Raw genomic sequence first — 26,792 nt, 5'->3', positions numbered from 1 at the left:
ATATTAGGAGGCAACAACATGTCAGTTATTTCTATGAAACAATTGCTAGAAGCTGGTGTTCACTTCGGTCACCAAACACGCCGTTGGAACCCAAAAATGAAACGTTACATCTTTACAGAGCGTAACGGTATCTACATCATCGATCTTCAAAAAACGGTGAAAAAAGTAGAGGAAGCTTACAACTTCACGAAAAACCTTGCTGCTGACGGAGGAAAAATCCTTTTCGTTGGTACGAAAAAGCAAGCACAAGATTCAGTGAAAGAAGAAGCAATCCGTTCTGGTATGTTCTATGTAAACCAACGCTGGCTTGGTGGAACGTTAACAAACTTTGAAACAATCCAAAAACGTATCAAACGTTTAAAAGATATCGAAAAAATGCAAGAAAACGGTACGTTCGAAGTTCTTCCTAAGAAAGAAGTCGTTCAACTGAAAAAAGAATTAGAACGTCTTGAAAAATTCCTAGGCGGAATCAAAGACATGAAGGGTCTTCCAGATGCACTTTTCATTATCGACCCTCGTAAAGAGCGTATTGCAGTTGCAGAAGCTCGTAAATTGAATATCCCAATTATCGGTATCGTTGACACAAACTGTGATCCAGACGAAATTGATGTTGTGATCCCTGCAAACGATGATGCAATCCGTGCTGTAAAACTTCTAACTGCTAAAATGGCAGATGCGATTCTTGAGTCTAAACAAGGCGAAGAAGAAGCTGTTGTAGAAGAAACGACAGAAACTGAAACAACAACTGCGTAACCTATTCAAAAGGTGATAAGAGGGAACTGCCTTTTATCACCTTTTTTTCACCTAGTAATCCGTGTTTTAACATAGAAGGAGGAAATGTAAAATGGCAATTACTGCTCAATTAGTAAAAGAACTGCGTCAAAAAACTGGTGCAGGTATGATGGACTGTAAAAAAGCGTTAACAGAAACTGATGGTGACATCGACAAAGCAATCGATCTTCTAAGAGAAAAAGGGATCGCAAAAGCTGCGAAAAAAGCAGACCGTATTGCGGCAGAAGGATTAACTCTTATTAAAACTGACGGCAATACTGGCGTTATCCTAGAAGTGAACTCTGAGACTGATTTCGTTGCGAAAAACGAAGGATTCCAAAATCTTCTTAACGAACTTGCTGATCATTTACTTGCTGCGAAACCTGCAACAATTGAAGAAGCACATGCTTCTAAAATGGAAAATGGTTCAACAGTTGAAGAACATATTACTTCTGCAATTGCGAAAATCGGAGAAAAAATTACGCTGCGCCGTTTCTCAGTCATCACAAAAGAAGATAACGCTGCATTCGGTTCTTACTTACACATGGGCGGACGCATCGGTGTATTAGCGGTTCTTAACGGAACAACTGATGAAGAGCTTGCGAGAGACATCGCAATGCACGTTGCTGCTGTAAACCCTAAATACATTTCTCGTGACCAAGTGTCTGAAGAAGAAGCAAACCGTGAGCGTGAAGTATTAACACAACAAGCGCTTCAAGAAGGAAAGCCTGAAAATATCGTTGCTAAAATGGTAGAAGGCCGTCTAAACAAATTCTTCGAAGAAATTTGCTTACTTGACCAAGCATTCGTTAAAAACCCAGATGAAAAAGTGAAACAAGTTGTAGGTGCGAAAAACGCAACTGTTCAAACTTATGTTCGCTATGAAGTGGGCGAAGGTATCGAAAAACGTCAAGACAACTTTGCTGAAGAAGTCATGAGCCAAGTGAAAAAATAATGTTTGAAAAGCTCTCTGGGGCTTTTTTAGGGAGCACAAGCACTGTGTTCCCTATTTTTTAGAGGATATTGATTTACAAAAGACGGTTTCTTACGCATAATAAGAGACGGTATAGTTTACACTTGGAGGTTATCATGAGCAAACCGAAATATAATCGCATTGTACTGAAGCTAAGTGGAGAAGCACTAGCTGGTGATGCTGGAAATGGAATTAACCCAACTGTCATTCAATCAATTGCAAAGCAAGTAAAAGAAATTGCAGAACTTGATGTTGAAGTTGCAGTCGTTGTAGGCGGAGGAAACCTTTGGCGTGGTAAGACAGGCAGTGACTTAGGAATGGACCGGGCAACAGCAGACTATATGGGAATGCTTGCAACAGTGATGAATTCATTGGCATTACAAGACAGCCTAGAAACGCTTGGCATTCAGTCTAGAGTACAAACCTCTATCGAAATGAGACAGGTTGCAGAGCCATACATAAGAAGAAAAGCGATCCGTCACCTTGAGAAGAAACGTGTCGTGATTTTTGCTGCAGGTACTGGTAACCCTTATTTCTCTACTGATACAACAGCAGCACTTCGTGCAGCTGAAATTGAAGCAGATGTCATTTTAATGGCGAAAAACAATGTAGACGGTGTCTACAGTGCTGATCCTCGTACAGATGCGGATGCAGTAAAATATGATAAGCTTTCATATCTTGATGTACTAAAAGAAGGGCTTGCTGTAATGGATTCTACTGCGTCCTCATTATGTATGGACAATGACATTCCATTAATCGTCTTCTCTATTATGGAAGAAGGAAATATTAAACGTGCCGTCAATGGCGAATCAATCGGAACGATCGTGAGGGGGAAATAACGTGTCAAAAGAAGTGTTGAACCAAACAAAAGAAAAAATGGAAAAAGCCGTTCAAGCATACGGACGTGAACTAGCAACTGTCCGTGCGGGCAGAGCTAATGCTTCCCTTTTAGACAAAGTAACAGTGGATTACTATGGTGCGCAAACACCACTAAACCAAATTGCGTCAATTACAGTGCCAGAAGCACGTATGCTGATTATCACACCTTACGATAAAACAGCGATCGGTGATATCGAAAAGGCGATCCAAAAGTCTGATCTTGGTATCACACCAACAAGTGACGGAAACGTGATCCGTATTGCGATCCCAGCACTAACAGAAGAAAGACGTAAAGAACTTGTAAAAGTTGTGAGAAAATACTCAGAAGAAGCAAAAGTAGCTGTTCGTAACGTTCGTCGTGATGCAAACGATGAATTGAAAAAGCTAGAGAAAAATGGGGAGATCACTGAAGATGAATTAAGATCATCTACAGAGGATGTTCAAAAATTGACAGATGAATATGTCGCTAAAATTGATGAAGTGACAAAAGATAAAGAAAAAGAAATCATGGAAGTTTAAGAAAAAACTATGTACAATAGATAATAGTGAAAAGACCCTCTTCATGTTTACAGGGGGTTTTTTTGTTAATACTGTTGAGGACTATATTATTAGCGGGAACGCAACCTTTTTGGGTGATGGAGGAATCTCATGCTCAATATACTCAAAAATTGGAAGAATCAGCAAACAGCAGCTTCCAACTTAGAAAGCCTGACAAAAGAAGACATATTAAATGGAGAAATTCCTGAACATATCGCCATTATCATGGATGGGAATGGAAGATGGGCAAAGAAACGTGCACTTCCACGGGTAGCAGGACATCATGAAGGAATGAAAGTTGTCAAGCGCATGACCAAGCTTGCAAATGAGCTGAATGTCAAAGTGCTGACTTTGTATGCTTTCTCTACAGAAAATTGGAAACGTCCAAAACTAGAAGTAGACTTTTTAATGAAGCTTCCTGAAGAGTTTCTAAACATCTATCTGCCTGAACTCATCGAGGAAAATGTCCGTGTACGTTTAACAGGTGATCCAGACGGCCTCCCGCAGCATACGAAAAAAGCGGTAGAGAACGCAGTAAAGAGTACGGCGAATAATGACGGACTCATTTTAAATTTTGCGCTCAATTATGGAGGACGGACAGAAATTATTTCTGCATGCAGACAAATTTCTGAAAAAGTCAAAGAAGGCAAGCTTCGAGCAGAAGACATCACAGAAGAGATGTTTTCAGCTTATTTAATGACAGAATCTCTTCAAGATCCGGATTTGCTTATTCGCACGAGTGGAGAAATTAGATTAAGCAACTTTATGCTTTGGCAAATTGCGTACAGTGAGTTTGTCTTTACGGATGTGCTTTGGCCTGACTTTTCTGATGAGCATCTCATAGACGCTATCGGAGAGTACCAGCGCCGCGGCCGGAGGTTCGGTGGAATTTAGAGGGTGGTGCAGATGAAACAAAGAATTTTGACGGGTGTTCTGGCAGCTGCAGTGTTTTTACTTGCAGTGATTTATGGACAAATGCCATTTACCCTGCTGATTTATTTAATGGGAAGTGTCGCTCTCTTTGAGCTTCTTAGAATGAAAAAGATTTCGATTTTCAGCTTTCCTGGCATTGTCAGCTTAATATTGCTTTGGCTTTTAATGGGCGGAGAAAATAGCTTCTTCCCGAACGTAGACGCATCAAAAATGCAGATTGCTTTATTTGCAGTCTTAATCCTTTTAACTTATACAGTTCTGAGCAAAAACTCTTTCACATTCGATGAGGTTGCTTTTGTTATATTAGCCACATTATATATTGGCGTTAGTTTCTATTATTTTATTCAAATTAGAGGCTTGTATGGCATGAGTGCGATCTTCTTCGCAGCGGTGATTATTTGGTCCACTGACTCAGGTGCCTATTTTATTGGGAAATCTATGGGGAAACGAAAGCTTTGGCCAGAGATCAGCCCAAACAAAACAGTAGAAGGATTTATCGGCGGAATCGTCACAGCGGTCGTGCTGTCACTTGTGTTCCAGGCGGTTACAGGATTTTTGCCATCATATCTGCTTGTTATGTTTATTACTCTTTTGCTCAGTATTTTTGGACAGCTTGGCGACCTTGTGGAATCTGCTTTAAAGCGTCATTACCATGTGAAGGATTCAGGGACAATCCTCCCAGGTCATGGCGGAATTTTGGACAGGTTTGACAGCTTTTTATTCGTTCTGCCGTTTTTATATTTATTGCTGGCCACGTTTGCTAGCTAACCTCATAGAAACTAATTGAACGAGAGAAGGAGTGGCAATTTGAAATATATTTCGCTATTAGGCGCAACAGGATCAATTGGAGAACAAACATTAGATGTGATCAGGCAGCATCCAGACAAATTCAAGTTGAAAGCGATGACGTTTGGCAGAAATATAGACAAGGCCATCCCTATCATTGAACAATTTCAGCCTGAATTTGTTGGATGTGTAGACGAAGCGACCTATCGCACGTTAAAAGGTCATTCATTTCAATACGATGTCAAAATGGCTGCGGGTGATGAAGCAAACATCGAAGCAGCGACCTATGATGCAGTGGATGTTGTGGTCAATGCACTGGTAGGAAGTGTCGGACTTGTACCGACATTAAAAGCCATTGAACAAAAAAAGACGATCGCACTTGCAAATAAGGAAACACTTGTGACAGCTGGTCATATAGTAAAAGAGTACGCCAAAAAGTATGACGTGCCTTTACTTCCTGTCGATAGTGAACACTCCGCTATTTTTCAATCCCTGCAAGGTGAACAAGCTAAAAACATTGAACGCTTAATCGTCACAGCTTCAGGCGGCAGTTTCCGAGATAAAAAACGCACGGAGCTTGAAGGTGTAACGGTTGAAGAAGCGCTGAATCATCCGAACTGGTCCATGGGCGCAAAAATCACGATCGATTCAGCGACCATGATGAATAAGGGGCTTGAGGTGATTGAGGCGCATTGGCTGTTTGATATCCCATACGATCAAATTGATGTGCTGTTACATAAAGAGAGCATCATCCATTCCATGGTGGAATTCCATGACAAAAGTGTCATGGCTCAGTTAGGTACACCTGACATGAGGGTTCCGATTCAATATGCGCTCACTTATCCTGATAGAGCGCCATTAAAAGAAGCGAAATCATTAAACCTTTGGGAGATTGGACAATTAAATTTCCAAAAAGCGGATTTTGACAGGTATCGCTGCTTACATTTTGCTTATGAATCAGGTAAAATAGGAGGGACAATGCCTACTGTGCTTAATGCAGCCAATGAAATAGCTGTTGATGCATTTTTAAAAGGCAAAGTAACGTTCCTGCAAATTGAAGAATTGATTGAAAAGGCACTGAACAGACATCATGTGATTTCAACGCCTAGTTTGCAAGATATCCATGAAGTGGACAAAGATACACGAGACTTTGTTCAATCAATCCTCGCATAAGGTGGTATGTTCGTGAATACAGTGATTGCGTTTATTATTATTTTTGGAACGCTCGTTTTTTTCCACGAGCTTGGCCATTTAATTATGGCGCAGCGCGCAGGCATTTTATGCCGCGAGTTCGCAATTGGTTTTGGACCGAAGATTTTCTCCTTTAAACGAAAAGAAACCGTCTATACCATCAGACTTCTGCCAATCGGCGGATTTGTTAAAATGGCTGGAGAAGACCCTGAAGTCATTGAAATTAAACCGGGTCATACAGTGGGGCTCTTATTCAATGAGCAAAATGAAGTAGAAAAAATCATTTTAAATGATAAAGAAAAATATCCTGATGCACTTGTCATTGAAGTTGAACAAATTGATTTAGATCATGCGATGAGAATTTCAGGATATGAGGCTGGAAATGAAGACATTCTGACTGGCTACAATGTAAGCCAAACAAGCTTCTATATTGCAGATGGTGAAGAAATTCAAATTGCGCCATACAACCGTCAGTTTGGTTCAAAAACAGTATGGCAGCGTATTAAAGCCATTGCAGCTGGACCGATTATGAACTTTATCCTGGCATATGTGATTCTAGTGGCTTTAGGATTTATTCAAGGTGTAACCGTGGATGATCCTGTACTTGGTAAGCTGACAAAAGACGGCCGGGCAGCGCAAGCTGGGCTTATGCAGGGAGATCATATCGTTTCAATTAACGGGGATAAAATGAATTCTTGGACAGACGTTGTTCAAACGGTTCAAAAGAACCCAGATAAAAAAATGAATGTCGTCATTGATCGAGACGGCAAAGAAAGCACCATTCAAGTTGTACCAGAAGCTGTGAAGGCCGAAGGAAAAACCATTGGCCGTTTTGGTTCTTATCCGCCAACGGAAAATGGCTTTCTCAAAGTCATCTCATCCTCAGGAACGACAGTGATATCTACAGCAGGTCTCATCTTAACGAACTTGCAAAAGATTGTCACAGGACAATTTTCATTAGATATGCTTGCAGGTCCTGTTGGAATATATGACATGACAGGAGAAGTAGCGAAACAAGGTGTGTTAACATTAATGCAGTTTGCTGCGTTTCTTAGTATCAACTTAGGGATCGTGAATTTATTACCGATTCCTGCATTAGACGGAGGAAGATTACTTTTCCTATTCGTTGAAGCCATTCGCGGCAAACCAATTAATCGTGAGAAAGAGGCACTTGTTGTCTTCATTGGTGTTGCGTTCCTCATGCTATTAATGCTAGTAGTGACATGGAATGACATCCAGCGATTATTTTTATAAAAACCAATGTCTCTTGTTTCTCATTCTGGGAAACAAGAGTTTTTGTGAGAAGTCCTATTTCTTAAATGAGGTGTAACGACATGAGACAATCCTTGACTTTCATTCCAACTCTTCGAGAGGTGCCGGCAGATGCTGAGGCAAAAAGTCATCAGCTGTTAGTAAGAGCTGGATTTATTAGACAAAACACGAGCGGTATCTATCATTACCTGCCGTTAGCACATAAAGTGATTCAGCACATTCAAGCCATTGTTCGCAAGGAAATGGAAAAGGCGGGAGCAGCTGAGCTGTTAATGCCAGTGCTGCAGCAAGCAGAAATGTGGCAAGAGTCAGGAAGATGGTATACATACGGTCCAGAACTCATGCGTATGAAAGATCGTCACGGCCGCGAGTTTGCACTTGGCCCAACACACGAAGAAGTGATCACATCACTCGTACGCAGTGAAGTCAAATCGTATAAAAAGCTTCCTTTGACACTTTATCAAATCCAATCTAAATTCCGTGATGAACAAAGACCTCGCTTTGGGTTATTGCGCGGACGTGAATTTATTATGAAGGACGCCTATTCATTCCACTCTTCACCAGAGAGCCTTGATGACACATACAACAAAATGTTTACAGCTTACTCGAATGTCTTTTCAAAAGTAGGTCTTAACTTTAGACCCGTCATTGCCGATTCTGGGGCAATGGGAGGAAAAGATACACATGAGTTTATGGCACTGTCAGAAGTAGGAGAAGATACAATCGCATACTCTGACACATCTTCCTACGCTGCGAACATTGAAATGGCTGAGGCTGTGTATCACGGAGAAGAAGCAAACCCTGCGGACTTCAAAGAACTCGAGAAAGTACACACGCCTCAGGTGAAGACGATACAAGATGTTGCGTCATTCTTAGAAGTGGCTCCTTCTACATGTATCAAATCTGTCTTGTTTAAAGCGGACGATGCGTATGTACTTGTCCTGACAAGAGGCGATCATGAAGTAAATGATGTGAAAGTGAAAAACTTAGTTGGAGCACAGCTTGTAGAGCTTGCTTCACGTGAGGAAGTACTAGACGTGATCGGAACAGAACCAGGATTTGTTGGACCAGTGAAGCTTGAAGCGGAAGTAACGATTTATGCAGACCATGCTGTAAAAGGAATGACAAATGCAGTTGCAGGTGCAAATGAATCGGATTATCACTATGTCAATGTTAATCCTGCTCGTGATCTATCAGTGAAGGAATACACAGATCTTCGCTTGATTCAAGAAGGAGACGTTTCTCCAGATGGTGAAGGCACAATCCAGTTCGCAAAAGGAATTGAAGTAGGACAAGTCTTTAAGCTAGGCACACGTTATTCAGAGGCAATGGATGCAACATACCTCGATGAAAATGGACGTGCGCAGCCAATGATCATGGGCTGCTATGGCATCGGAATTTCTAGAACCCTTTCTGCGATTGTTGAACAGCATCATGATGACAAGGGGATTATTTGGCCAGAAACAGTGGCGCCATATGATCTTCATCTACTTGCCTTAAATATGAAAAACGATGCACAAAAGGAACTGGCTGAAACGCTGTATGAGCGTTTACAGGAAGAGGGCTATGAAGTCCTTTTCGATGACCGCCAAGAGCGTGCAGGCGTCAAATTTGCCGACAGTGACTTAATTGGACTGCCAATTCGCATTAGCTGCGGGAAACGTTCAGAAGAAGGAATTGTCGAAGTGAAATTCAGAAAATCAGGTGAATCACACGAAGTATCTGTTGATGAACTGATTTCATTTATACGCCAAGCATAAAAAACGAACAAAAAAATGAAGGTACCTCCTGCAAAAAAGAGGTACCTTTCTGATTTGCAAAAGGAGGGTCCTGTCTTGGATGAACAATTACCGATTACCCGGCGACAATTTCATATATTACTCAATCAGATTCAAATGACAGATGATGACCTCAGCCGTTACTTTGAAGAAGGCGAGATCGTCAAATTGACGGTGCATAAGGCGGCAAAAACGTGGCATTTCCTTTTTAAATTTAAGGCACTTTTGCCTTACAAAGTATATGCAATGTTTTTAAGCAGGCTGACAAATGCATTTTCTCATATCGCACAAGTCACTTGTACGATTGAAGTCAATGATCCGCACATATCTGAAGAGCTCGTTCAATCGTATTGGTCACATTGTGTGGAAGAGCTTCAAGGAATTTCTCCCCCAATCATCAGCTTGCTTCAACAGCAAAAACCAGCGCTGTCTGGACATAAGATCATCATCAAAACAAAAAGCGAAACTGAGGCTTTGGCCATCAAAAAGAAATATAGCCCAATGCTTCAGGCTGCATTTAAACAAGTCGGTTTTCCAGAACTTCAATTTGATACAGAAATTTTTGTATCAGATCAAGAGATTCAGAAGTTCAGAGAACAAAAACTTGCTGAAGATCAAGAAAGAGCCATGCAAGCCCTTGTTGAGATGGAGAAGAAGGAAAGTGAGGATCAAGAGGAAGCCCCTTCTGGCCCTCTGATGATTGGCTATCAAATCAAAGACAATGAAGAAATACGTACGCTTGATAGTATTATGGACGAAGAAAGACGAATCACCGTCCAAGGATACGTGTTTGATGCAGAAACGCGCGAACTAAAAAGCGGCAGAACCCTTTGTATCTTTAAAATTACCGATTATACGAATAGTATTTTGATCAAAATGTTTGCGAGAGAAAAAGAAGATGCCCAGCTCATGAAATCCTTGAAAAAAGGGATGTGGGTCAAAGCAAGAGGAAGCATTCAAAACGATACGTTTGTGAGAGATCTTGTCATGATCGCAAATGACGTCAATGAAATGAAACCTCAGCTGAAAGAAGATACTGCACCAGAGGGAGAAAAGCGTGTTGAGCTTCATTTGCATTCGCCAATGAGCCAGATGGATGCTGTCACTGGCATCGGTAGACTTGTTGAACAAGCAAAAAAATGGGGGCATGAGGCCATTGCCCTGACAGATCACGCCGTTGTACAATCCTTTCCAGATGCGTATGCAGCAAGTAAAAAGCATGGCATCAAAATGATGTACGGGGTGGAAATCAATTTAGTCGACGACGGGGTACCGATTGCGTATAATCCAGAGCACCGCTTGTTAGAAGATGCGACGTTTGTCGTATTTGATGTTGAGACAACGGGACTCTCTGCTGTGTATGATACGATCATTGAGCTTGCAGCTGTGAAAATCAAAGGCGGGGAAATCATTGACCGCTTTGAGGCATTTGCAAACCCTCATCATCCGTTATCAGCAACAACCATTGAACTAACCGGTATCACGGACGACATGGTGAGAGATGCACCAGATGTGGTCGATGTTGTTCGGGATTTCAAAGAGTGGATTGGACAAGATATCCTTGTTGCTCACAATGCGAGCTTTGATATGGGCTTTTTAAATGCAGCATATAAGCGACTGTTAAAAACAGATAAAGCGTCAAACCCTGTCATTGATACACTAGAACTCGGCCGATTCCTTTATCCTGAATTTAAAAATCACCGGCTGAACACCCTGTGTAAAAAGTTCGATATTGAACTCACGCAGCATCACCGGGCGATTTATGATGCAGAAGCAACTGGTTACCTCATGCTGAAGATGCTAAAAGATGCGGCTGAAAAAGAGATTGCTTACCACGATCAATTAAATGAAAACATGGGGCAGTCCAATGCGTATCAGCGCTCACGTCCTTACCATGCAACAGTGATTGCACAAAATGAGACGGGTCTAAAGAATTTATTTAAGCTTGTTTCACTTTCTCATATTCATTATTTCTACCGCGTGCCGCGTATCCCTCGCTCACAGCTTGAGAAATATCGAGAAGGTTTAATTGTTGGGTCTGCTTGTGATAAGGGTGAAGTGTTTGAAGGGATGATGCAGAAGTCACCTGATGAGGTAGAAGACATTGCCGCATTTTACGACTATTTAGAAGTTCATCCGCCAGAAGTGTATCAGCATTTACTCCAGCTGGAGCTTGTTCGGGATGAACGTGCATTAAAAGAGATCATCACAAACATTGTGAAACTTGGTGAAAAACTGAATAAACCAGTCGTGGCGACTGGAAATGTGCACTACCTGCATCCAGAAGACAAAATTTATCGCAAAATCTTAATTTCATCACAAGGCGGGGCGAATCCGCTTAATCGTCATGAACTGCCAAAAGTTCATTTTAGAACAACTGATGAAATGCTAGAAGCATTCTCTTTCCTTGGAGACGAGAAGGCGAAAGAGATTGTCGTGACGAATACGCAAAAAGTATCTGAGATGGTCGAAAGTATTAAACCAATCAAAGACGATCTTTATACACCAAAAATCGAAGGTGCAGATGAAGAAATTCGGGAAATGAGCTATAACATGGCTCGCAGCATCTACGGTGACGATTTACCGAAAATTGTAGAAGACCGGATTGAGAAAGAATTAAAGAGTATTATTGGTCACGGTTTCGCTGTTATTTATTTAATTTCTCATAAGCTTGTTAAGAAATCACTTGATGATGGATATCTAGTTGGTTCAAGGGGATCAGTTGGTTCATCTCTCGTTGCGACATTAACAGAGATTACAGAAGTAAACCCGCTTGCGCCGCACTATGTATGTCCAAGTTGCAAGCACTCTGAGTTCTTTAATGACGGATCGGTTGGCTCAGGATTTGACCTTCCTGATAAAGACTGTCCTGAATGCGGGACGCCGTATAAAAAAGATGGACACGATATTCCGTTTGAAACGTTCTTAGGTTTTAAAGGAGATAAAGTGCCTGATATCGACTTGAACTTCTCAGGAGAATATCAGCCGATTGCCCATAACTATACGAAAGAGCTGTTTGGTGAAGAGTATGTATACCGGGCAGGTACAATCGGTACCGTTGCAGAAAAAACGGCATATGGTTATGTGAAAGGCTACGCAGGAGATCATAACCTTCATATGAGAGGTGCTGAAATTGACCGGCTCGTACAGGGCTGTACGGGCGTCAAACGGACAACGGGCCAACATCCAGGCGGTATTATCGTAGTGCCGGATTATATGGACATTTACGATTTCTCACCAATACAATATCCAGCAGATGCGACAGGTTCTGATTGGAAAACGACGCATTTTGATTTCCATTCAATCCATGATAACTTGCTGAAACTAGATATTCTTGGACACGATGATCCAACGGTTATTCGGATGCTTCAGGACTTGAGCGGAATTGATCCAAAAACGATTCCGACAGATGATCCTGAGGTCATGAAAATCTTCCAAGGAACGGAACCTCTCGGTGTCACAGAAGAACAAATTGGATGTAAAACGGGAACACTTGGGATCCCAGAGTTTGGCACAAGGTTTGTTCGTCAGATGCTTGAGGATACAAAACCGACCACCTTCTCGGAGCTTGTTCAGATCTCTGGTCTATCTCACGGTACAGATGTATGGCTCGGCAACGCCCAAGAGCTGATTCATAATAAAACGTGTGAACTAAGCGAAGTGATTGGCTGTCGTGATGATATTATGGTCTATCTGATTTATCAAGGTTTAGAGCCGTCACTTGCCTTTAAAATCATGGAATCTGTTCGTAAAGGGAAGGGACTTCCTCCTGAATGGGAAGAAGAAATGAAGAATAATAACGTACCGAACTGGTACATTGATTCTTGTAAAAAGATTAAATACATGTTCCCTAAAGCCCACGCGGCTGCTTATGTATTAATGGCTGTTCGGATTGCTTATTTCAAGGTGCACCATGCACTTCTGTACTATGCGGCTTATTTTACCGTTCGTGCTGATGATTTTGATATCGAAACGATGACAAAAGGATCGAATGCGATTCGAGCGGTCATGGACGATATTAACTCAAAAGGTCTTGATGCATCACCGAAAGAGAAGAACCTATTAACTGTACTAGAGCTTGCACTTGAAATGTGTGAAAGAGGCTATCACTTTAAAAAAGTAGACCTATACCGATCAAGTGCCACTGAGTTTATCATTGATGGAGACGGGCTAATCCCGCCATTCAACTCCATCCCTGGACTCGGAACAAACGTTGCGTTAAATATTGTACGCGCACGCCAAGATGGTGAATTCCTTTCAAAAGAAGATTTACAAAAACGAGGAAAAGTGTCTAAGACCATCCTTGAGTATTTGGATCGTCAAGGCTGTTTAGAAGCACTTCCTGATCAAAACCAGCTTTCTTTGTTCTAATGTGAAAAATGAAGAGCGCCCTTAAAGGGCGTTCAGGCTGTCGAGAAAATCTCGACAGCTTTATTTTTCCCCTTAAATTTTCCACTACCCCATTTTATAATAGAGAAAAGCATACTAAAGGAAGGTGTTTTTCTCATGTTCCACACTAGAAATTCTTCTCAGCACGAAGCCGAATTTGTATTACTAGATCAACTGGTCGAAGAGGATCACCTACTTCGTAAAATTGATCAATACATTGATTTTTCATTTATCATAGACAAAGTAAAACCATATTATAGTGAGAATAAAGGTCGTCCTTCTCTCGATCCACTCATTTTGTTCAAAATGATGTTCATCGGATACCTGTATGGTATCCGTTCTGAAAGACAACTTGAAAAAGAAATTTACTATAACATGGCGTATAGATGGTTTTTAGGTTTGAACATCAATGACCCCGTTCCTCATCACTCGACCATTAGCTGGAATCGTCGTACTCGATTCAAAGATACAACGATTTTTCAAGACATTTTCGACGAGATCGTGCTTCAAGCTATCAATCATGATATGGTAGGAGGCCGCGTTCTTTTTACTGACTCCACTCATCTTAAAGCCAATGCCAATAAACATAAATATATGAGAAAAACGATTGAGCAGGATACCCAGAACTATATAAATGATTTAGAAGAAGCGATCCAAGAAGATCGGGTGGCACACGGAAAAAAGCCCTTAAAGGTAAAAGAGGAGGTGAAAACGGAAAAAGACATTCGTCAAAGTACGACTGATCCTGAAAGTGGCTATCTTTATCGTGAAAACAAGCCAGAAGGCTTTTTCTACCTAGACCACCGTACAACGGATATGAAGTACAATATCATCACGGATGCCCACATCACGCCCGGTAATGTCCATGATTCTGTTCCGTATCTTGATCGGTTGGATCACCAAATCGCACGATTTGGTTTTCAAGTAGAAGCTGTTGCCCTTGATTCTGGTTATTTGACAACCCCAATCTGTAAAGGTTTATCAGATCGCCGTATTTTTGGTGTCATCGCACATAGACGCTTTCATCCAACAAGAGGTTTATTTGAGAAGTGGAAATTCAAGTATGACTCTGAACATGATCATTACATATGCCCAAATGGTGAGAAGCTATTATATACAACAACTGATCGAAAAGGTTATAGGTTCTACAAATCAGATCCTAAAAAATGTACATCGTGTCCTTTCCTTGAAAGATGCACAAGGTCGAAAAATCATCAAAAAGTCATCTCAAGACACATATGGGAAGAACATAAAGAAAGGATCAGACAAAATCGTCTATCTGTCTCTGGAAAAGAGCTATATAAAAAAAGAAAAGAAAAAATAGAGCGAAGCTTTGCAGATTCAAAACAACTGCACGGGCTTCGCTACTGCCGGTTGAGGGGAAAACAAAATGTGAGTGAGCAAGTGCTTCTCACAGCTGCCTGTCAGAACATGAAGAAGATTGCCACACATCTAGCGAAGCTAGGTTAGGTGTGTGGGAGGCCTTTTTCATTCAATCTCATCCATCATCATTACGATGAAAATAAAAAAGATTGTAGAAAAACATGAGTTTCTCTACAATCTGAGCGCCCTTAAAGGGCGTTCTTTTTTTGTATATACAATAATATTATTATGTTAACTAAATATTTTAACTGGAATTATTTTCTTGTTTGTTCATATATCTTGATTTAACGTCGTGTTTTGAGAGAAGAGATTGTATGTCATTCTTTCTACCCAAATAGAGCAAAAAAGAGAATTTAGCCGTCTGAAATGTTCTCATACGACATATGATCATTTTGGGTACAGTCACATGAAGAATCAGGAGAAAACCCTCGGTGAGCGTCAAGCTGATGGCTGTTTACTATGCACATTTTTGAAACACGCTTGATTCTTTTCAACACTGTACAAAACACGAACGGAATGACAAGGAGGTGGTCATTTCTTGTTCAATGTTTCACGTTTAAGAAAAAAGAAGGGGTGAGAAGTAGGTACATGTCAGATTACAACTATGTAGAGGTGCTTCAAAAATCCATTTTGTTTTACGAAGCCCAGCGTTCCGGAAAGCTTCCTGAAAGCAATCGTCTTAACTGGCGAGGGGATTCTGGACTAGAGGATGGGAAAGATGTTGGTCATGATTTAACAGGCGGCTGGTACGATGCTGGTGATCATGTGAAGTTCGGACTTCCGATGGCTTACTCGGCAGCCGTGCTTGCATGGACAGTCTATGAGTACCGAGAAGCTTACGAAGAGGCAGAGCTGCTTGATGATATGTTAGATCAAATCAAGTGGGCAACCGATTATTTTTTGAAAGCCCATACAGGTCCAAATGAATTTTGGGCACAAGTAGGCGATGGGAACGCAGATCATGGCTGGTGGGGTCCAGCAGAAGTGATGCCGATGAACCGGCCGGCATTTAAAATTGATGAACATTGTCCAGGAACAGAAGTAGCCGCCCAAACCGCAGCCGCTTTAGCAGCAGGTTCAATTATTTTTAAAGAAACTGATGCGCCTTATGCAGCAAAGCTTCTCACCCATGCAAAACAGCTTTATGCATTTGCTGACCAATATCGCGGTGAGTATACAGATTGTGTCACCAATGCGCAGCCATTTTATAACTCTTGGAGCGGCTATATTGATGAGCTCATTTGGGGTGGAATATGGCTGTACTTGGCGACAAATGACCAGACCTATTTAAACAAAGCACTAAAAGCAGTAGAAGAATGGCCGAAGGATTGGGATTATACGTTTACGATGTCGTGGGACAATACCTTTTTTGCTTCGCAAATTTTACTTGCGAGAATCACAAAGGAGAAAAGGTTTATCGAATCGACGGAGCGTAATCTCGATTACTGGTCGACGGGTTTTGTTCAAAATGGAAAAGTAGAAAGAATCACTTATACGCCTGGCGGACTAGCGTGGTTAGATCAATGGGGTTCACTTCGTTATACAGCAAATGCTGCATTTTTAGCGTTTGTGTACGCAGATTGGGTCTCTGATCAAGAAAAAAAGAATCGATACCAAACGTTTGCGATTAGGCAAACACACTATATGTTAGGGGATAATCCGCAAAATAGAAGCTATGTCGTTGGGTTTGGCAAAAATCCGCCGATGCATCCACACCATCGAACTGCACATGGCTCATGGTCTAATCAGCTGACAACTCCTTCTTCTCATCGGCACACGCTTTATGGAGCGCTTGTTGGTGGGCCTAATGCACAGGATCAGTATACCGATGACATCTCTGACTATGTATCAAACGAGGTAGCAACAGACTATAATGCCGCCTTTACTGGAAATGTAGCCAAAATGGTGCAGCTGTTTGGTCAGGGGCAGTCAAAGCTGCCGAATTTTCCGCCTAAAGAAAAAGTGGAAGATGAGTTTTTTGTAGAGGCAGCTGTCATGAGTAACGATACAACATCTACTCAGATCAAAGCCATTTTATACAATCGATCAGGCTGGCCGGCAAGAAGTAGTCAATCACTTTCTTTTAGATATTATGTCAATCTGAGCGAGATATTTGCGAAGGGATTCACTGATAAAGATATTCAAGTGACAGCTGTCTACAATGAAGGCGCTTCCTTATCTCCGTTAACGGTGTATGACGCATCATCCCATATCTATTTTACAGAAATCGATTTTACTGGCGTAGCTATTTTTCCAGGAGGCGAATCGCTTCATAAGAAGGAAATACAGTTCCGGTTATCTGCGCCAAATGGTGCGAATATATGGGATGCCTCAAATGATTATTCCTTTCAAGGATTAACATCCAATATGCAAAAAACAGCGAGAATTCCTGTTTTTGATCAAGGTGATTTAGTATTTGGTACGCTTCCGAATAAATAAATATAAAGGGTGAGGACATGACAAATAAAGAACGGTTTTTAACACTTTATCATCAAATGAAAAACGAGACGAATGGATATTTTTCAAAAGAAGGCATTCCGTATCATTCCGTTGAGACACTCATTTGTGAGGCACCTGATTACGGGCATATGACAACTTCAGAAGCTTACAGCTATTGGTTATGGCTTGAAGCATTGTATGGTCACTACACAGGCGATTGGAGCAAACTAGAAGCGGCTTGGGATAATATGGAGAAGTTTATCATTCCAGTAAACGAAGATGGACATGACGAACAGCCGCATATGAGTTCTTACAATCCATCCAGCCCAGCCACATACGCTTCAGAAAAGCCATATCCAGATCAATATCCGAGCCAGTTGACGGGTGCTCGCCCTGCTGGTCAAGATCCAATTGATCAAGAACTGAGGTCAACTTACGGAACGAATGAAACGTATTTAATGCACTGGCTTCTTGATGTAGACAACTGGTATGAATATGGGAATTTGCTCAACCCATCACATACAGCCACATATGTAAACACATTTCAGCGGGGTCCGCAAGAATCCGTATGGGAGGCCATCCCTCATCCATCACAAGATGATAAAACGGCCGGAAAGCCCAATGAAGGTTTCATGAGCTTGTTCACAAAAGAAAATCAAGCGCCCGCCGCCCAGTGGCGCTACACAAATGCGACGGACGCTGATGCACGTGCGATACAGGCAATGTATTGGGCAAAGGAACTTGGCTATAATGGGTCAGCCTATCTTAATAAAGCGAAAAAGATGGGTGATTTCCTTCGCTACGGAATGTATGATAAATATTTTCAAACAATTGGAAGCGGCAAGCAAGGTAATCCGTATCCTGGGAATGGAAAAAGTGCATGTCATCACTTAATGGCATGGTATACCTCTTGGGGCGGGGGACTTGGCGAATATGCAAATTGGTCATGGCGTATCGGTGCGAGCCATTGTCATCAAGGGTATCAAAATCCAGTCGCTGCTTACGCTTTATCCTCAGATAAGGGAGGCTTAAAGCCAGCGTCACCGACTGCTGCAAGTGATTGGGAAAAGACGTTAAAGAGACAGCTTGAATTTTACGTCTGGCTTCAATCAAAAGAGGGAGCGATTGCAGGAGGTGCTACCAACAGCTGGAATGGAGACTATAGCGCTTATCCTGCAGGAAGAAGCACATTTTATGATATGGCTTATGAAGATGCACCTGTTTACCATGATCCTCCGTCCAATAACTGGTTTGGAATGCAAGCATGGCCGATTGAGCGTGTAGCAGAGCTTTATTATATCTTTGCAAAAGATGGCGACAAAACATCTGGAAATTTCCAAATGGCCAAATCTGTCATCACAAAATGGGTCAACTATTCACTAGATTATATTTTTATTGGCACGCGTCCTGTGTCGGATCAAGATGGGTATTTTTTAGATGGTCAGGGTCAAAGGATTCTAGGGGGGACAAATGTTGCTGTTGCTACGACGAGTGCACCTGGAGAGTTTTGGATTCCTGGGAATATAGAATGGAGCGGTCAGCCTGACACTTGGAGCGGGTTCCAATCTGCAACAGGTAATCCAAATTTAACGGCAGTTACAAAAGATCCTACTCAAGATACTGGTGTACTGGGCAGTCTAATCAAAGCACTCACATTCTTTGCTGCTGCAACACAGAAAGAGACAGGAAACTACACAGCACTTGGCATAAGAGCAAAAGAGACAGCGGCACAACTCCTTGAGGTTGCTTGGAATTACAATGATGGTGTAGGGATTGTGACAGAGGAAGACAGAGAAGACTACCACCGTTTCTTTAAAAAAGAAGTGTACTTCCCAAATGGCTGGAACGGAACATTTGGTCAAGGAAATCAGATCCCTGGTTCCAGCACCATTCCTTCTGACCCGCAACGAGGAGGTAACGGAGTGTATACGAGCTTTGCAGATCTTCGTCCGAAAATCAAGCAAGACCCAGCTTGGTCAGCCCTGGAGAGTAAATATCAATCATCTTTTAATGAAGCAACAGGCAAATGGGAAAACGGAGCGCCAAGTTTCACCTATCACCGTTTCTGGTCGCAAGTTGATATGGCTACGGCTTATGCAGAATACCATCGTCTCATAAACGAATAGAACCTAGTGCAGCTGCCGGCTTCTTTAGCCGGCGGTTTCCTAATAAGATAAATGAAATGAAAGTAAAGGTGATGTCATCATGGTTAATAAGAAAGAATTTATGAATCATTCATCGAATGGCGGATCACAGGAACAAGAAAATCAAAGCTGGAGAAAAGAAGCAAATAATCGAATCTTACAACATAGACAAAGAGAGCTTGTCATAAACGTCATCAATAAGGAACAAAAGCCAGTTGCCGGAATAGAGGTGGAAATAAAACAAATCAGACATGAATTTGCATTTGGTTCAGCAATGAATGACCAAGTACTATTCAATCAAACGTATGCTGATTTTTTTGTTCAACATTTTAATTGGGCTGTGTTTGAAAATGAGGCAAAATGGTATGCAAATGAGCCTGAAAGAGGGAAAATAACATACGAAAAAGCAGATGCCATGCTGAATTTTGCCAATAGACACCAAATTCCAGTGAGGGGGCACGCCTTATTTTGGGAGGTAGAGGATGCCAATCCAAACTGGCTGAAATCATTACCGAATCATGAAGTATATGAAGCCATGAAAAGGCGGCTTGAGCATGCAGGCAATCATTTCAAAGGGAAATTCCGTCATTGGGATGTAAACAACGAAATGATGCATGGTTCATTTTTTAAAGACCGGTTTGGGAAACAGATTTGGAAATGGATGTATGAAGAAACGAAAAAAATTGATCCTCAGGCCTTGCTGTTTGTCAATGATTATAATGTAATCTCATACGGCGAACATCACGCATATAAAGCACATATCAATGAACTTCGTCAGTTGGGGGCACCAGTTGAGGCCATTGGAGTTCAAGGTCACTTTGAAGATCGAGTGGATCCAGTCGTTGTAAAACAAAGACTAGATGTGCTTGCTGAGCTTGGTCTACCGATATGGGTGACAGAGTATGACTCTGTTCACCCGGATGCCAATAGACGAGCGGATAACTTAGAAGCTTTATATCGGGTTGCCTTTAGTCATCCAGCCGTAAAAGGTGTGCTGATGTGGGGATTTTGGGCGGGTGCTCATTGGAGAGGTGAGCACGCAGCCATCGTGAATCATGATTGGTCGTTAAATGAAGCAGGCAGGCGTTATGAAAAGCTTCTACAGGAGTGGACGACACAAAGAGTGGAAAAAACAGATGCGAATGGCCAAGTGACATGTCCAGCGTTTCACGGGACGTATGAGGTTCGAATTGGTGAAGAAAGTAAAATGTTGCAGCAGCAGACGATTGAACTTGATTCAACTAAACAAACACCGCTTCAACTAGATATCATCGTACCAGTAGAATAAGAGATTGTGAGGAGAATGGAATGAAAAAATGGGTTCAACGGGTGGCTTGTTTTATGCTGCTGATCACTTTATGGGCGGGTTGGTTCACTCTGACCGTAAAGGCCTCCTCCTATGTGCAAACATCTGGTACACATTTTGTATTGAACAACCACCCATTTTACTTTGCTGGCACAAATAATTATTATTTTCATTACAAATCAAAAAAGATGGTAGATGCTGTTTTTGACGATATGAAGGCAATGGATTTAAAGGTTATTCGTATTTGGGGATTTCACGATGGTACCCCACAAGAAAACTCAGTCTTACAATCTCGTCCAGGTGTTTATGAAGAATCCGGATTTCAAAAACTAGACTATGCGATTTATAAAGCAGGGCAGGAAGGAATCAAGCTGGTCATCCCACTCGTGAACAATTGGGATGACTTTGGCGGGATGAATCAATATGTGAAGTGGTTTCAGGCAGGATCACATGATCACTTTTATACAGATTCTCGGATTAAAACAGCTTACAAAAACTATGTGCGCTATGTATTAGAGAGAACCAATACGTACTCAGGTGTTCAATATAAAGATGATCCTGCTATTATGACATGGGAGCTCGCCAATGAGCCGCGCGCTCAGTCAGACCCTTCGGGAGATATACTAGTAAACTGGGCAGATGAAATGAGTGCATGGATCAAATCAATTGACTCGAATCACCTTGTTGCAGTAGGAGACGAAGGGTTCTTTCGCATGACAGGTCATGACGATTGGTTTTACAGTGGGGGAGAAGGTGTTGATTGGGATCGTTTGACTGCTCTCCCTCATATTGATTATGGAACCTATCATTTATACCCGGATCACTGGAATCAGTCTGCTGCATGGGGAGTGAAATGGATAAAAGATCATATCACCCGAGGAAACGAAATTGGAAAACCTGTTGTATTAGAAGAGTTTGGCTATCAAAATCAAGCAGCCCGTCCTGATGTATATGATAGCTGGCTGAAAACAGTTGAACAGCTCGGAGGCGCAGGTAGCCAATTTTGGATTTTAACAAGCATTCAAGACGATGATTCCCTCTACCCGGATTATGACGGGTTTCGAGTTTTAAAGGAGAGCCGGGAGGCAGGAATCATTCGTGAACACGCCAAAAGAATGAATGAAAAGAACTGATGAAGAATGCCTGTTTATAAGGAACTTCATTTGCATAAAAAAATTGGATATGGTATAGTTTTTATGGAAATGCTAACGATTACCGAGACAAGAGTGGGGAAACCCGCTCTTTTGTATTGAACAGGCAATTTTTGTCTCGACATTATTCATCCGTTTTCTGCTCCCCCTGCTCACAATAAAGCAGGGTTTTTATGCAGAATGATTGATAAGAGCGTTTATCGAAAGCACAAGGAGGAAGAGAATGAGCAAAAAAGTAGTGGACATCGTAAGCGACATGGTACAGCCAATTTTAGATGGCTTACAGCTTGAACTCGTTGATGTTGAATTTGTCAAAGAGGGTCAAAACTGGTTCCTTCGCGTATTTATTGACTCTGACAAAGGCGTCGATATCGAGGAGTGTGCCAAAGTGAGCGAAGCCTTGAGCGAAAAGCTTGATGAGGCAGATCCAATTAGCCAAAACTACTTTCTTGAAGTGTCCTCTCCTGGAGCGGAGCGCCCATTAAAGAAAAAAGCTGATTTTGAAAAAGCACTTGGAAAAAATGTTTTCATGAAAACATACGAACCAATTGATGGTGAAAAGGCATTTGAAGGTGAGCTTACAAGCTTTGATGGTGAGATTGCAACAGTGACAGTGAAGATCAAGACAAGAAAGAAAGAGATCAATATTCCATACGAAAAAATTGCTAACGCAAGATTAGCAGTTTCGTTCAATTAACCTTTTCATTGATATAAGGGGGAACCATAAAAATGAGTAGTGAGTTGTTAGATGCCCTGACTGTTCTTGAGAAAGAGAAGGGCATTAGTAAAGAAATTATTATTGAAGCGATAGAAGCTGCACTCATTTCTGCATACAAGCGTAATTTTAACCAAGCACAAAATGTGCGTGTTGATTTAAACCGTGAAACGGGAACGATTCGCGTATTCGCAAGAAAAGATGTTGTAGATGAAGTGTATGATTCTCGCCTTGAAATCTCAGTAGATGATGCAGCAAATATCAACCCGAATTACATGGTTGGTGACGTGGTTGAAATTGAAGTCACACCAAAAGATTTCGGACGCATTGCAGCTCAGACAGCGAAACAAGTCGTGACGCAGCGAGTGAGAGAAGCAGAGCGAGGTGTGATTTACACTGAGTTTATCGATCGTGAGGAAGACATCATGACGGGAATCGTTCAGCGAATTGACAGTAAATTCATTTACGTGTCACTTGGCAAAATCGAAGCCCTTCTTCCGGTCAATGAACAAATGCCAAATGAGGACTACAAACCACATGACCGCATTAAAGTGTTCATTACGAAAGTAGAAAAAACAACAAAAGGACCACAAATTTATGTATCAAGAACACACCCAGGTCTTTTAAAGCGTTTATTTGAAATCGAAGTCCCAGAAATTTATGATGGTACTGTAGAGCTTAAATCTGTCGCTAGAGAAGCTGGGGACCGTTCTAAAATATCTGTTCGTACAGATGATCCTGATGTTGATCCAGTTGGTTCTTGTGTTGGACCTAAAGGTCAGCGTGTACAAGCAATTGTCAATGAGCTGAAAGGCGAAAAAATTGACATTGTCCATTGGTCTAATGACCCGGTTGAATTTGTTGCCAATGCGTTAAGTCCATCAAAAGTTCTTGATGTCATTGTAAATGAAGAAGATAAGGCGACAACTGTCATTGTCCCTGATTATCAGCTGTCATTAGCCATTGGCAAAAGAGGTCAAAATGCGCGTCTTGCAGCGAAACTAACGAGCTGGAAGATTGACATTAAAAGCGAAACAGATGCAAGAGAACTCGGTATTTTCCCAAGAACTGAAGACTCTGAATCTCTTTTCTTAGAGGCTGAACCAGTAGCTGAGGAATCTGACGAATAAGAGGTGATATAAAAGGTGAAAAGCCGAAAAAAAATCCCGCTTAGAAAATGCGTCGTGACGGGAGAAATGAAACCAAAGAAAGAACTGATTCGCGTTGTTCGTTCAAAAGAAGGTGAAGTGTCTGTTGACGCAACCGGAAAAATGAACGGGCGCGGCGCTTACCTTTCTCTCGATAAAGAAACCATTCTTGCGGCGAAGAACAAACGTAGTTTACAGCAGCAATTTCAGACACAGATTGACGAACACATTTTTGAAGAATTACTAGAACTAGCTGAAAAGGTGAAAAAACCTAATGACTGAATCTGAATGGTATCCTTTGCTTGGTCTAGCAAATCGAGCTCGTAAAGTCGTGTCAGGAGAAGATCTGGTGATCAAAGAAATTAGACATGCGCGTGCTAAGCTGGTTCTTCTTGCAGCAGATGCCTCATCCAACACAGAGAAAAAGGTATCTGACAAATGCAAATTTTACAATGTTCCGGTTAGAAAAGTTGAAGACCGTTCCGTTCTCGGACGTTCTATAGGGAAGGAAGCTCGCGTAGTTGTCGCTGTCACTGACCAAGGCTTCGCTAAGAAGCTCATAAGCTTGCTCGATTAATTTATTTGGGGGTGAACGAATGGCTAAAGTGAGAGTATATGAATACGCAAAAGCCATAGATGTTTCAAGTAAAGATATTATAGCAGCGCTTAAGGATATGAACGTGGAAGTGAACAACCACATGGCGACGCTTGAAGACGACACTGTGAAAAAGCTAGACGCTATCTATAAAAAAGCCAAAGCAAAAGAGACAGCTAACGAGAAACCCGCAGAACAAAAAAAACAATCATCTAACAAAAACAATGATAGAAAGAAGAATGACGTGCAGAATAATCAATTTAATAAAAACAAAAAAAACAACAACCAAAACAAAAACAAAAATAAACGCGGCGGCAACAACAAGGCGCAGCATCAGCAAGCAAGACCTGTGAAGCCGAAAAAAGAGCTTCCTGAAAAAATTGAATTTACAAATTCAATGACAGTCGGCCAGCTTGCTGACGAGCTTGGCAAAGAAACTGCTGAAATCATCAAAAAACTGATGATGCTTGGTGTCATGGCTACGATCAACCAAGAGCTCGACAAAGATACAGTCGAATTAATTGCTTCTGAATATGGTGTTCCAGTAGAAGAAGTGATCATTTTAGAAGAAACTGAACTTGAAAAGTATGAAGTTGAAGATAAAGAAGAAGATATGCAAGTACGCCCTCCAGTAGTAACGATCATGGGACACGTTGACCACGGGAAAACAACGCTTCTTGATAGCATTCGTAAAACGAAAGTTGTTGAAGGCGAAGCGGGTGGAATTACGCAGCATATTGGTGCATACCAAATTGAAGAAAACGGCAAGAAAATCACGTTCCTTGATACACCAGGACACGCAGCTTTCACTACGATGCGAGCACGTGGTGCTGAAGTAACAGATACGACGATCTTGGTCGTTGCAGCAGATGACGGTGTCATGCCGCAAACGATTGAAGCGATCAACCACGCAAAAGCGGCAGAGGTGCCAATCATTGTGGCTGTCAATAAAATTGACAAACCAACAGCGAACCCTGACCGCGTGATGCAGGAATTAACTGAGCATGGTCTTGTACCTGAGGCTTGGGGCGGCGAAACCATTTTCGTTCCTTTATCTGCAAAAACAGGTGAAGGCATTGACGAATTGATCGAAATGATCCTTCTTGTCAGCGAAGTAGCAGAACTAAAAGCCAACCCAAATCGTGCGGCAAAAGGAACTGTGATCGAGGCTGAGCTTGATAAAGGAAGAGGTTCTGTTGCAACCCTTCTCGTTCAAACTGGTACACTTCAAGTAGGTGACCCAATCGTTGTCGGAAATACATTTGGCCGTGTACGTGCAATGGTCAATGACATCGGACGCCGCGTGAAAACTGCAGGACCATCTACACCTGTTGAAATCACTGGTTTAAATGATGTACCGCATGCAGGGGATCAGTTCCTCGTATTCAAAGATGAAAAAACAGCTCGTCAAGTCGGTGAGGCGCGTGCGTCTAAACAACTTGATGAACAGCGTTCAGACAAAGCGAAATTATCTCTCGATGACCTATTTGAGCAAATCAAACAAGGTGATGTGAAAGATATCAACTTAATCGTAAAAGCAGACGTACAAGGTTCTGCTGAAGCACTGACGGCAGCTCTTCAAAAAATTGAAGTAGAAGGCGTAAAAGTGAAAATCATCCATACGGGTGTTGGAGCGATTACAGAATCTGATATCATTTTAGCAAGTGCTTCTAATGCGATTGTGATCGGATTTAACGTACGTCCTGATGGCAATGCGAAGAGCACAGCTGAAACAGAAAACGTAGATATCCGCTTACACCGCATCATCTACAAAGTCATCGATGAAATTGAAGCTGCGATGAAAGGGATGCTTGACCCTGAATATGAAGAAAAAGTCATCGGTCAAGTTGAAGTTCGTCAAACGTTCAAAGTATCAAAAATCGGTACAATTGCTGGTGGCTATGTCACTGAAGGTACCATTACTAGAGACAGTGGTATCCGCTTAATTCGTGATGGCGTCGTCATCTTTGAAGGCGAAGTCGACGTATTAAAACGATTCAAAGACGATGTGAAAGAAGTTTCACAAGGCTATGAATGTGGTATTACCATTAAGAAATACAATGATATCCGTGAAGGTGATGTCATGGAATCATTCGTTATGCAAGAAATCGAAAGAAAATGATCGGTTATACCGAGTGTGAGTGTATGATCTATGATGCATCCTCACTGAAGGAAAAACGTGCGGTTCTGCAGCGTATCATGACAAGAACGCGCCATAAATTCAATGTGACCATTGCTGAAATGGACTATCAGGATACATGGCAGCGTACTTCGATCGGAATCGCCGTCATTTCCTCCTCCCGGGTTCAAGTGGAAAAGGAACTTCAGCGTGTGTTAAGCTTTATTGATTCTTTTCCGGAAATTGAACGAACGATCACGAAAACTGAGTGGTTTTAATTAGA

At 41.7% G+C, this 26,792-nt stretch carries 21 protein-coding genes; all 21 read left to right on the top strand.

Annotated elements, in window-relative coordinates:
• The first annotated feature begins 18 nt into the window (after positions 1 to 18).
• The 21 genes from rpsB (at position 19) to MHH23_RS12990 (ending at position 26,787) form a co-directional block, all read left to right on the top strand.
• Positions 19 to 753, top strand: a complete 735-nt coding sequence (gene rpsB, locus MHH23_RS13090; RefSeq protein ID WP_007499561.1) for a 30S ribosomal protein S2 — start codon at positions 19 to 21, stop codon at positions 751 to 753.
• 91 nt (positions 754 to 844) lie between these two features.
• A complete protein-coding gene (tsf, locus tag MHH23_RS13085; protein ID WP_007499558.1) occupies positions 845 to 1,726 on the top strand; it encodes a translation elongation factor Ts in 882 nt (293 codons plus the stop codon).
• Positions 1,727 to 1,860: 134 nt separating this feature from the next.
• Positions 1,861 to 2,583, top strand: coding sequence for a UMP kinase (gene pyrH / locus MHH23_RS13080; RefSeq protein ID WP_008344767.1), 723 nt, complete (start codon positions 1,861 to 1,863; stop codon positions 2,581 to 2,583).
• 1 nt (position 2,584) lies between these two features.
• Positions 2,585 to 3,142: a ribosome recycling factor gene (gene frr / locus MHH23_RS13075; RefSeq protein ID WP_008344764.1), complete on the top strand. Its 558-nt coding sequence runs from the start codon at positions 2,585 to 2,587 to the stop codon at positions 3,140 to 3,142.
• Between the two features lie 129 nt (positions 3,143 to 3,271).
• Positions 3,272 to 4,054, top strand: coding sequence for an isoprenyl transferase (locus MHH23_RS13070; protein ID WP_110487244.1), 783 nt, complete (start codon positions 3,272 to 3,274; stop codon positions 4,052 to 4,054).
• A 12-nt stretch (positions 4,055 to 4,066) separates the two neighbouring features.
• Positions 4,067 to 4,861, top strand: a complete 795-nt coding sequence (locus tag MHH23_RS13065) for a phosphatidate cytidylyltransferase (RefSeq protein WP_007499550.1) — start codon at positions 4,067 to 4,069, stop codon at positions 4,859 to 4,861.
• Positions 4,862 to 4,900: 39 nt separating this feature from the next.
• Entirely contained in the window at positions 4,901 to 6,052 is a 1,152-nt protein-coding gene (gene dxr, locus MHH23_RS13060) for a 1-deoxy-D-xylulose-5-phosphate reductoisomerase (RefSeq protein ID WP_017359078.1), read from the top strand.
• A gap of 6 nt (positions 6,053 to 6,058) precedes the next feature.
• Entirely contained in the window at positions 6,059 to 7,324 is a 1,266-nt protein-coding gene (gene rseP, locus MHH23_RS13055) for an RIP metalloprotease RseP (RefSeq protein WP_007499546.1), read from the top strand.
• A gap of 80 nt (positions 7,325 to 7,404) precedes the next feature.
• Positions 7,405 to 9,102 carry a proline--tRNA ligase gene (locus tag MHH23_RS13050; RefSeq protein WP_024720366.1) on the top strand — a complete coding sequence of 566 codons (1,698 nt, stop codon included), beginning with the start codon at positions 7,405 to 7,407 and terminating at the stop codon, positions 9,100 to 9,102.
• A 75-nt stretch (positions 9,103 to 9,177) separates the two neighbouring features.
• Positions 9,178 to 13,491, top strand: a complete 4,314-nt coding sequence (locus tag MHH23_RS13045) for a PolC-type DNA polymerase III (RefSeq protein ID WP_039166654.1) — start codon at positions 9,178 to 9,180, stop codon at positions 13,489 to 13,491.
• 135 nt (positions 13,492 to 13,626) lie between these two features.
• A complete protein-coding gene (locus MHH23_RS13040; protein WP_340958755.1) occupies positions 13,627 to 14,979 on the top strand; it encodes an IS1182 family transposase in 1,353 nt (450 codons plus the stop codon).
• A 501-nt stretch (positions 14,980 to 15,480) separates the two neighbouring features.
• Positions 15,481 to 17,331: a glycoside hydrolase family 9 protein gene (locus MHH23_RS13035; protein WP_035392050.1), complete on the top strand. Its 1,851-nt coding sequence runs from the start codon at positions 15,481 to 15,483 to the stop codon at positions 17,329 to 17,331.
• A gap of 17 nt (positions 17,332 to 17,348) precedes the next feature.
• Positions 17,349 to 19,457 carry a glycoside hydrolase family 48 protein gene (locus MHH23_RS13030; RefSeq protein WP_340959636.1) on the top strand — a complete coding sequence of 703 codons (2,109 nt, stop codon included), beginning with the start codon at positions 17,349 to 17,351 and terminating at the stop codon, positions 19,455 to 19,457.
• Positions 19,458 to 19,536: 79 nt separating this feature from the next.
• Complete coding sequence (locus MHH23_RS13025) at positions 19,537 to 20,763, top strand: endo-1,4-beta-xylanase (protein WP_041507294.1); 1,227 nt, start codon at positions 19,537 to 19,539, stop codon at positions 20,761 to 20,763.
• A 20-nt stretch (positions 20,764 to 20,783) separates the two neighbouring features.
• Complete coding sequence (locus MHH23_RS13020) at positions 20,784 to 21,914, top strand: glycoside hydrolase 5 family protein (protein WP_340959635.1); 1,131 nt, start codon at positions 20,784 to 20,786, stop codon at positions 21,912 to 21,914.
• Between the two features lie 241 nt (positions 21,915 to 22,155).
• Complete coding sequence (gene rimP, locus MHH23_RS13015; protein WP_008344744.1) at positions 22,156 to 22,629, top strand: ribosome maturation factor RimP; 474 nt, start codon at positions 22,156 to 22,158, stop codon at positions 22,627 to 22,629.
• 32 nt (positions 22,630 to 22,661) lie between these two features.
• Positions 22,662 to 23,777, top strand: a complete 1,116-nt coding sequence (gene nusA, locus MHH23_RS13010) for a transcription termination factor NusA (protein ID WP_007499530.1) — start codon at positions 22,662 to 22,664, stop codon at positions 23,775 to 23,777.
• A gap of 15 nt (positions 23,778 to 23,792) precedes the next feature.
• Complete coding sequence (rnpM, locus tag MHH23_RS13005; protein WP_008344742.1) at positions 23,793 to 24,077, top strand: RNase P modulator RnpM; 285 nt, start codon at positions 23,793 to 23,795, stop codon at positions 24,075 to 24,077.
• A complete protein-coding gene (locus MHH23_RS13000) occupies positions 24,070 to 24,372 on the top strand; it encodes a YlxQ family RNA-binding protein (RefSeq protein ID WP_007499528.1) in 303 nt (100 codons plus the stop codon). The genes rnpM and MHH23_RS13000 overlap by 8 nt, the downstream gene beginning before the upstream one ends.
• Positions 24,373 to 24,391: 19 nt before the next feature.
• Positions 24,392 to 26,512: a translation initiation factor IF-2 gene (gene infB / locus MHH23_RS12995; protein WP_007499526.1), complete on the top strand. Its 2,121-nt coding sequence runs from the start codon at positions 24,392 to 24,394 to the stop codon at positions 26,510 to 26,512.
• A complete protein-coding gene (locus tag MHH23_RS12990; RefSeq protein ID WP_017359071.1) occupies positions 26,509 to 26,787 on the top strand; it encodes a DUF503 domain-containing protein in 279 nt (92 codons plus the stop codon). The genes infB and MHH23_RS12990 overlap by 4 nt, the downstream gene beginning before the upstream one ends.
• The last annotated feature ends 5 nt before the right edge of the window (positions 26,788 to 26,792 follow it).

It is taken from the genome of Bacillus sp. FSL K6-3458 (assembly GCF_038005045.1).
Lineage (GTDB): Bacteria > Bacillota > Bacilli > Bacillales > Bacillaceae > Bacillus > Bacillus altitudinis.
Note: the sequence above shows the minus strand (reverse complement) of the source record. Positions and strands in the feature narration are given on the sequence as shown.

Bases quoted from the DNA above. Each gene is read 5' to 3' on its own strand.
- rpsB (WP_007499561.1), top strand. From the start codon at position 19: ATGTCAGTTATTTCTATGAAACAATTGCTAGAAGCTGGTGTTCACTTC.
- MHH23_RS12990 (WP_017359071.1), top strand. From the start codon at position 26,509: ATGATCGGTTATACCGAGTGTGAGTGTATGATCTATGATGCATCCTCA.
- rseP (WP_007499546.1), top strand. From the start codon at position 6,059: ATGTTCGTGAATACAGTGATTGCGTTTATTATTATTTTTGGAACGCTC.
- MHH23_RS13035 (WP_035392050.1), top strand. From the start codon at position 15,481: ATGTCAGATTACAACTATGTAGAGGTGCTTCAAAAATCCATTTTGTTT.
- infB (WP_007499526.1), top strand. From the start codon at position 24,392: ATGGCTAAAGTGAGAGTATATGAATACGCAAAAGCCATAGATGTTTCA.
- MHH23_RS13000 (WP_007499528.1), top strand. From the start codon at position 24,070: ATGACTGAATCTGAATGGTATCCTTTGCTTGGTCTAGCAAATCGAGCT.
- MHH23_RS13040 (WP_340958755.1), top strand. From the start codon at position 13,627: ATGTTCCACACTAGAAATTCTTCTCAGCACGAAGCCGAATTTGTATTA.
- nusA (WP_007499530.1), top strand. From the start codon at position 22,662: ATGAGTAGTGAGTTGTTAGATGCCCTGACTGTTCTTGAGAAAGAGAAG.
- MHH23_RS13025 (WP_041507294.1), top strand. From the start codon at position 19,537: ATGGTTAATAAGAAAGAATTTATGAATCATTCATCGAATGGCGGATCA.
- MHH23_RS13050 (WP_024720366.1), top strand. From the start codon at position 7,405: ATGAGACAATCCTTGACTTTCATTCCAACTCTTCGAGAGGTGCCGGCA.
- pyrH (WP_008344767.1), top strand. From the start codon at position 1,861: ATGAGCAAACCGAAATATAATCGCATTGTACTGAAGCTAAGTGGAGAA.
- tsf (WP_007499558.1), top strand. From the start codon at position 845: ATGGCAATTACTGCTCAATTAGTAAAAGAACTGCGTCAAAAAACTGGT.
- MHH23_RS13020 (WP_340959635.1), top strand. From the start codon at position 20,784: ATGAAAAAATGGGTTCAACGGGTGGCTTGTTTTATGCTGCTGATCACT.
- MHH23_RS13065 (WP_007499550.1), top strand. From the start codon at position 4,067: ATGAAACAAAGAATTTTGACGGGTGTTCTGGCAGCTGCAGTGTTTTTA.
- MHH23_RS13070 (WP_110487244.1), top strand. From the start codon at position 3,272: ATGCTCAATATACTCAAAAATTGGAAGAATCAGCAAACAGCAGCTTCC.
- rimP (WP_008344744.1), top strand. From the start codon at position 22,156: ATGAGCAAAAAAGTAGTGGACATCGTAAGCGACATGGTACAGCCAATT.
- MHH23_RS13030 (WP_340959636.1), top strand. From the start codon at position 17,349: ATGACAAATAAAGAACGGTTTTTAACACTTTATCATCAAATGAAAAAC.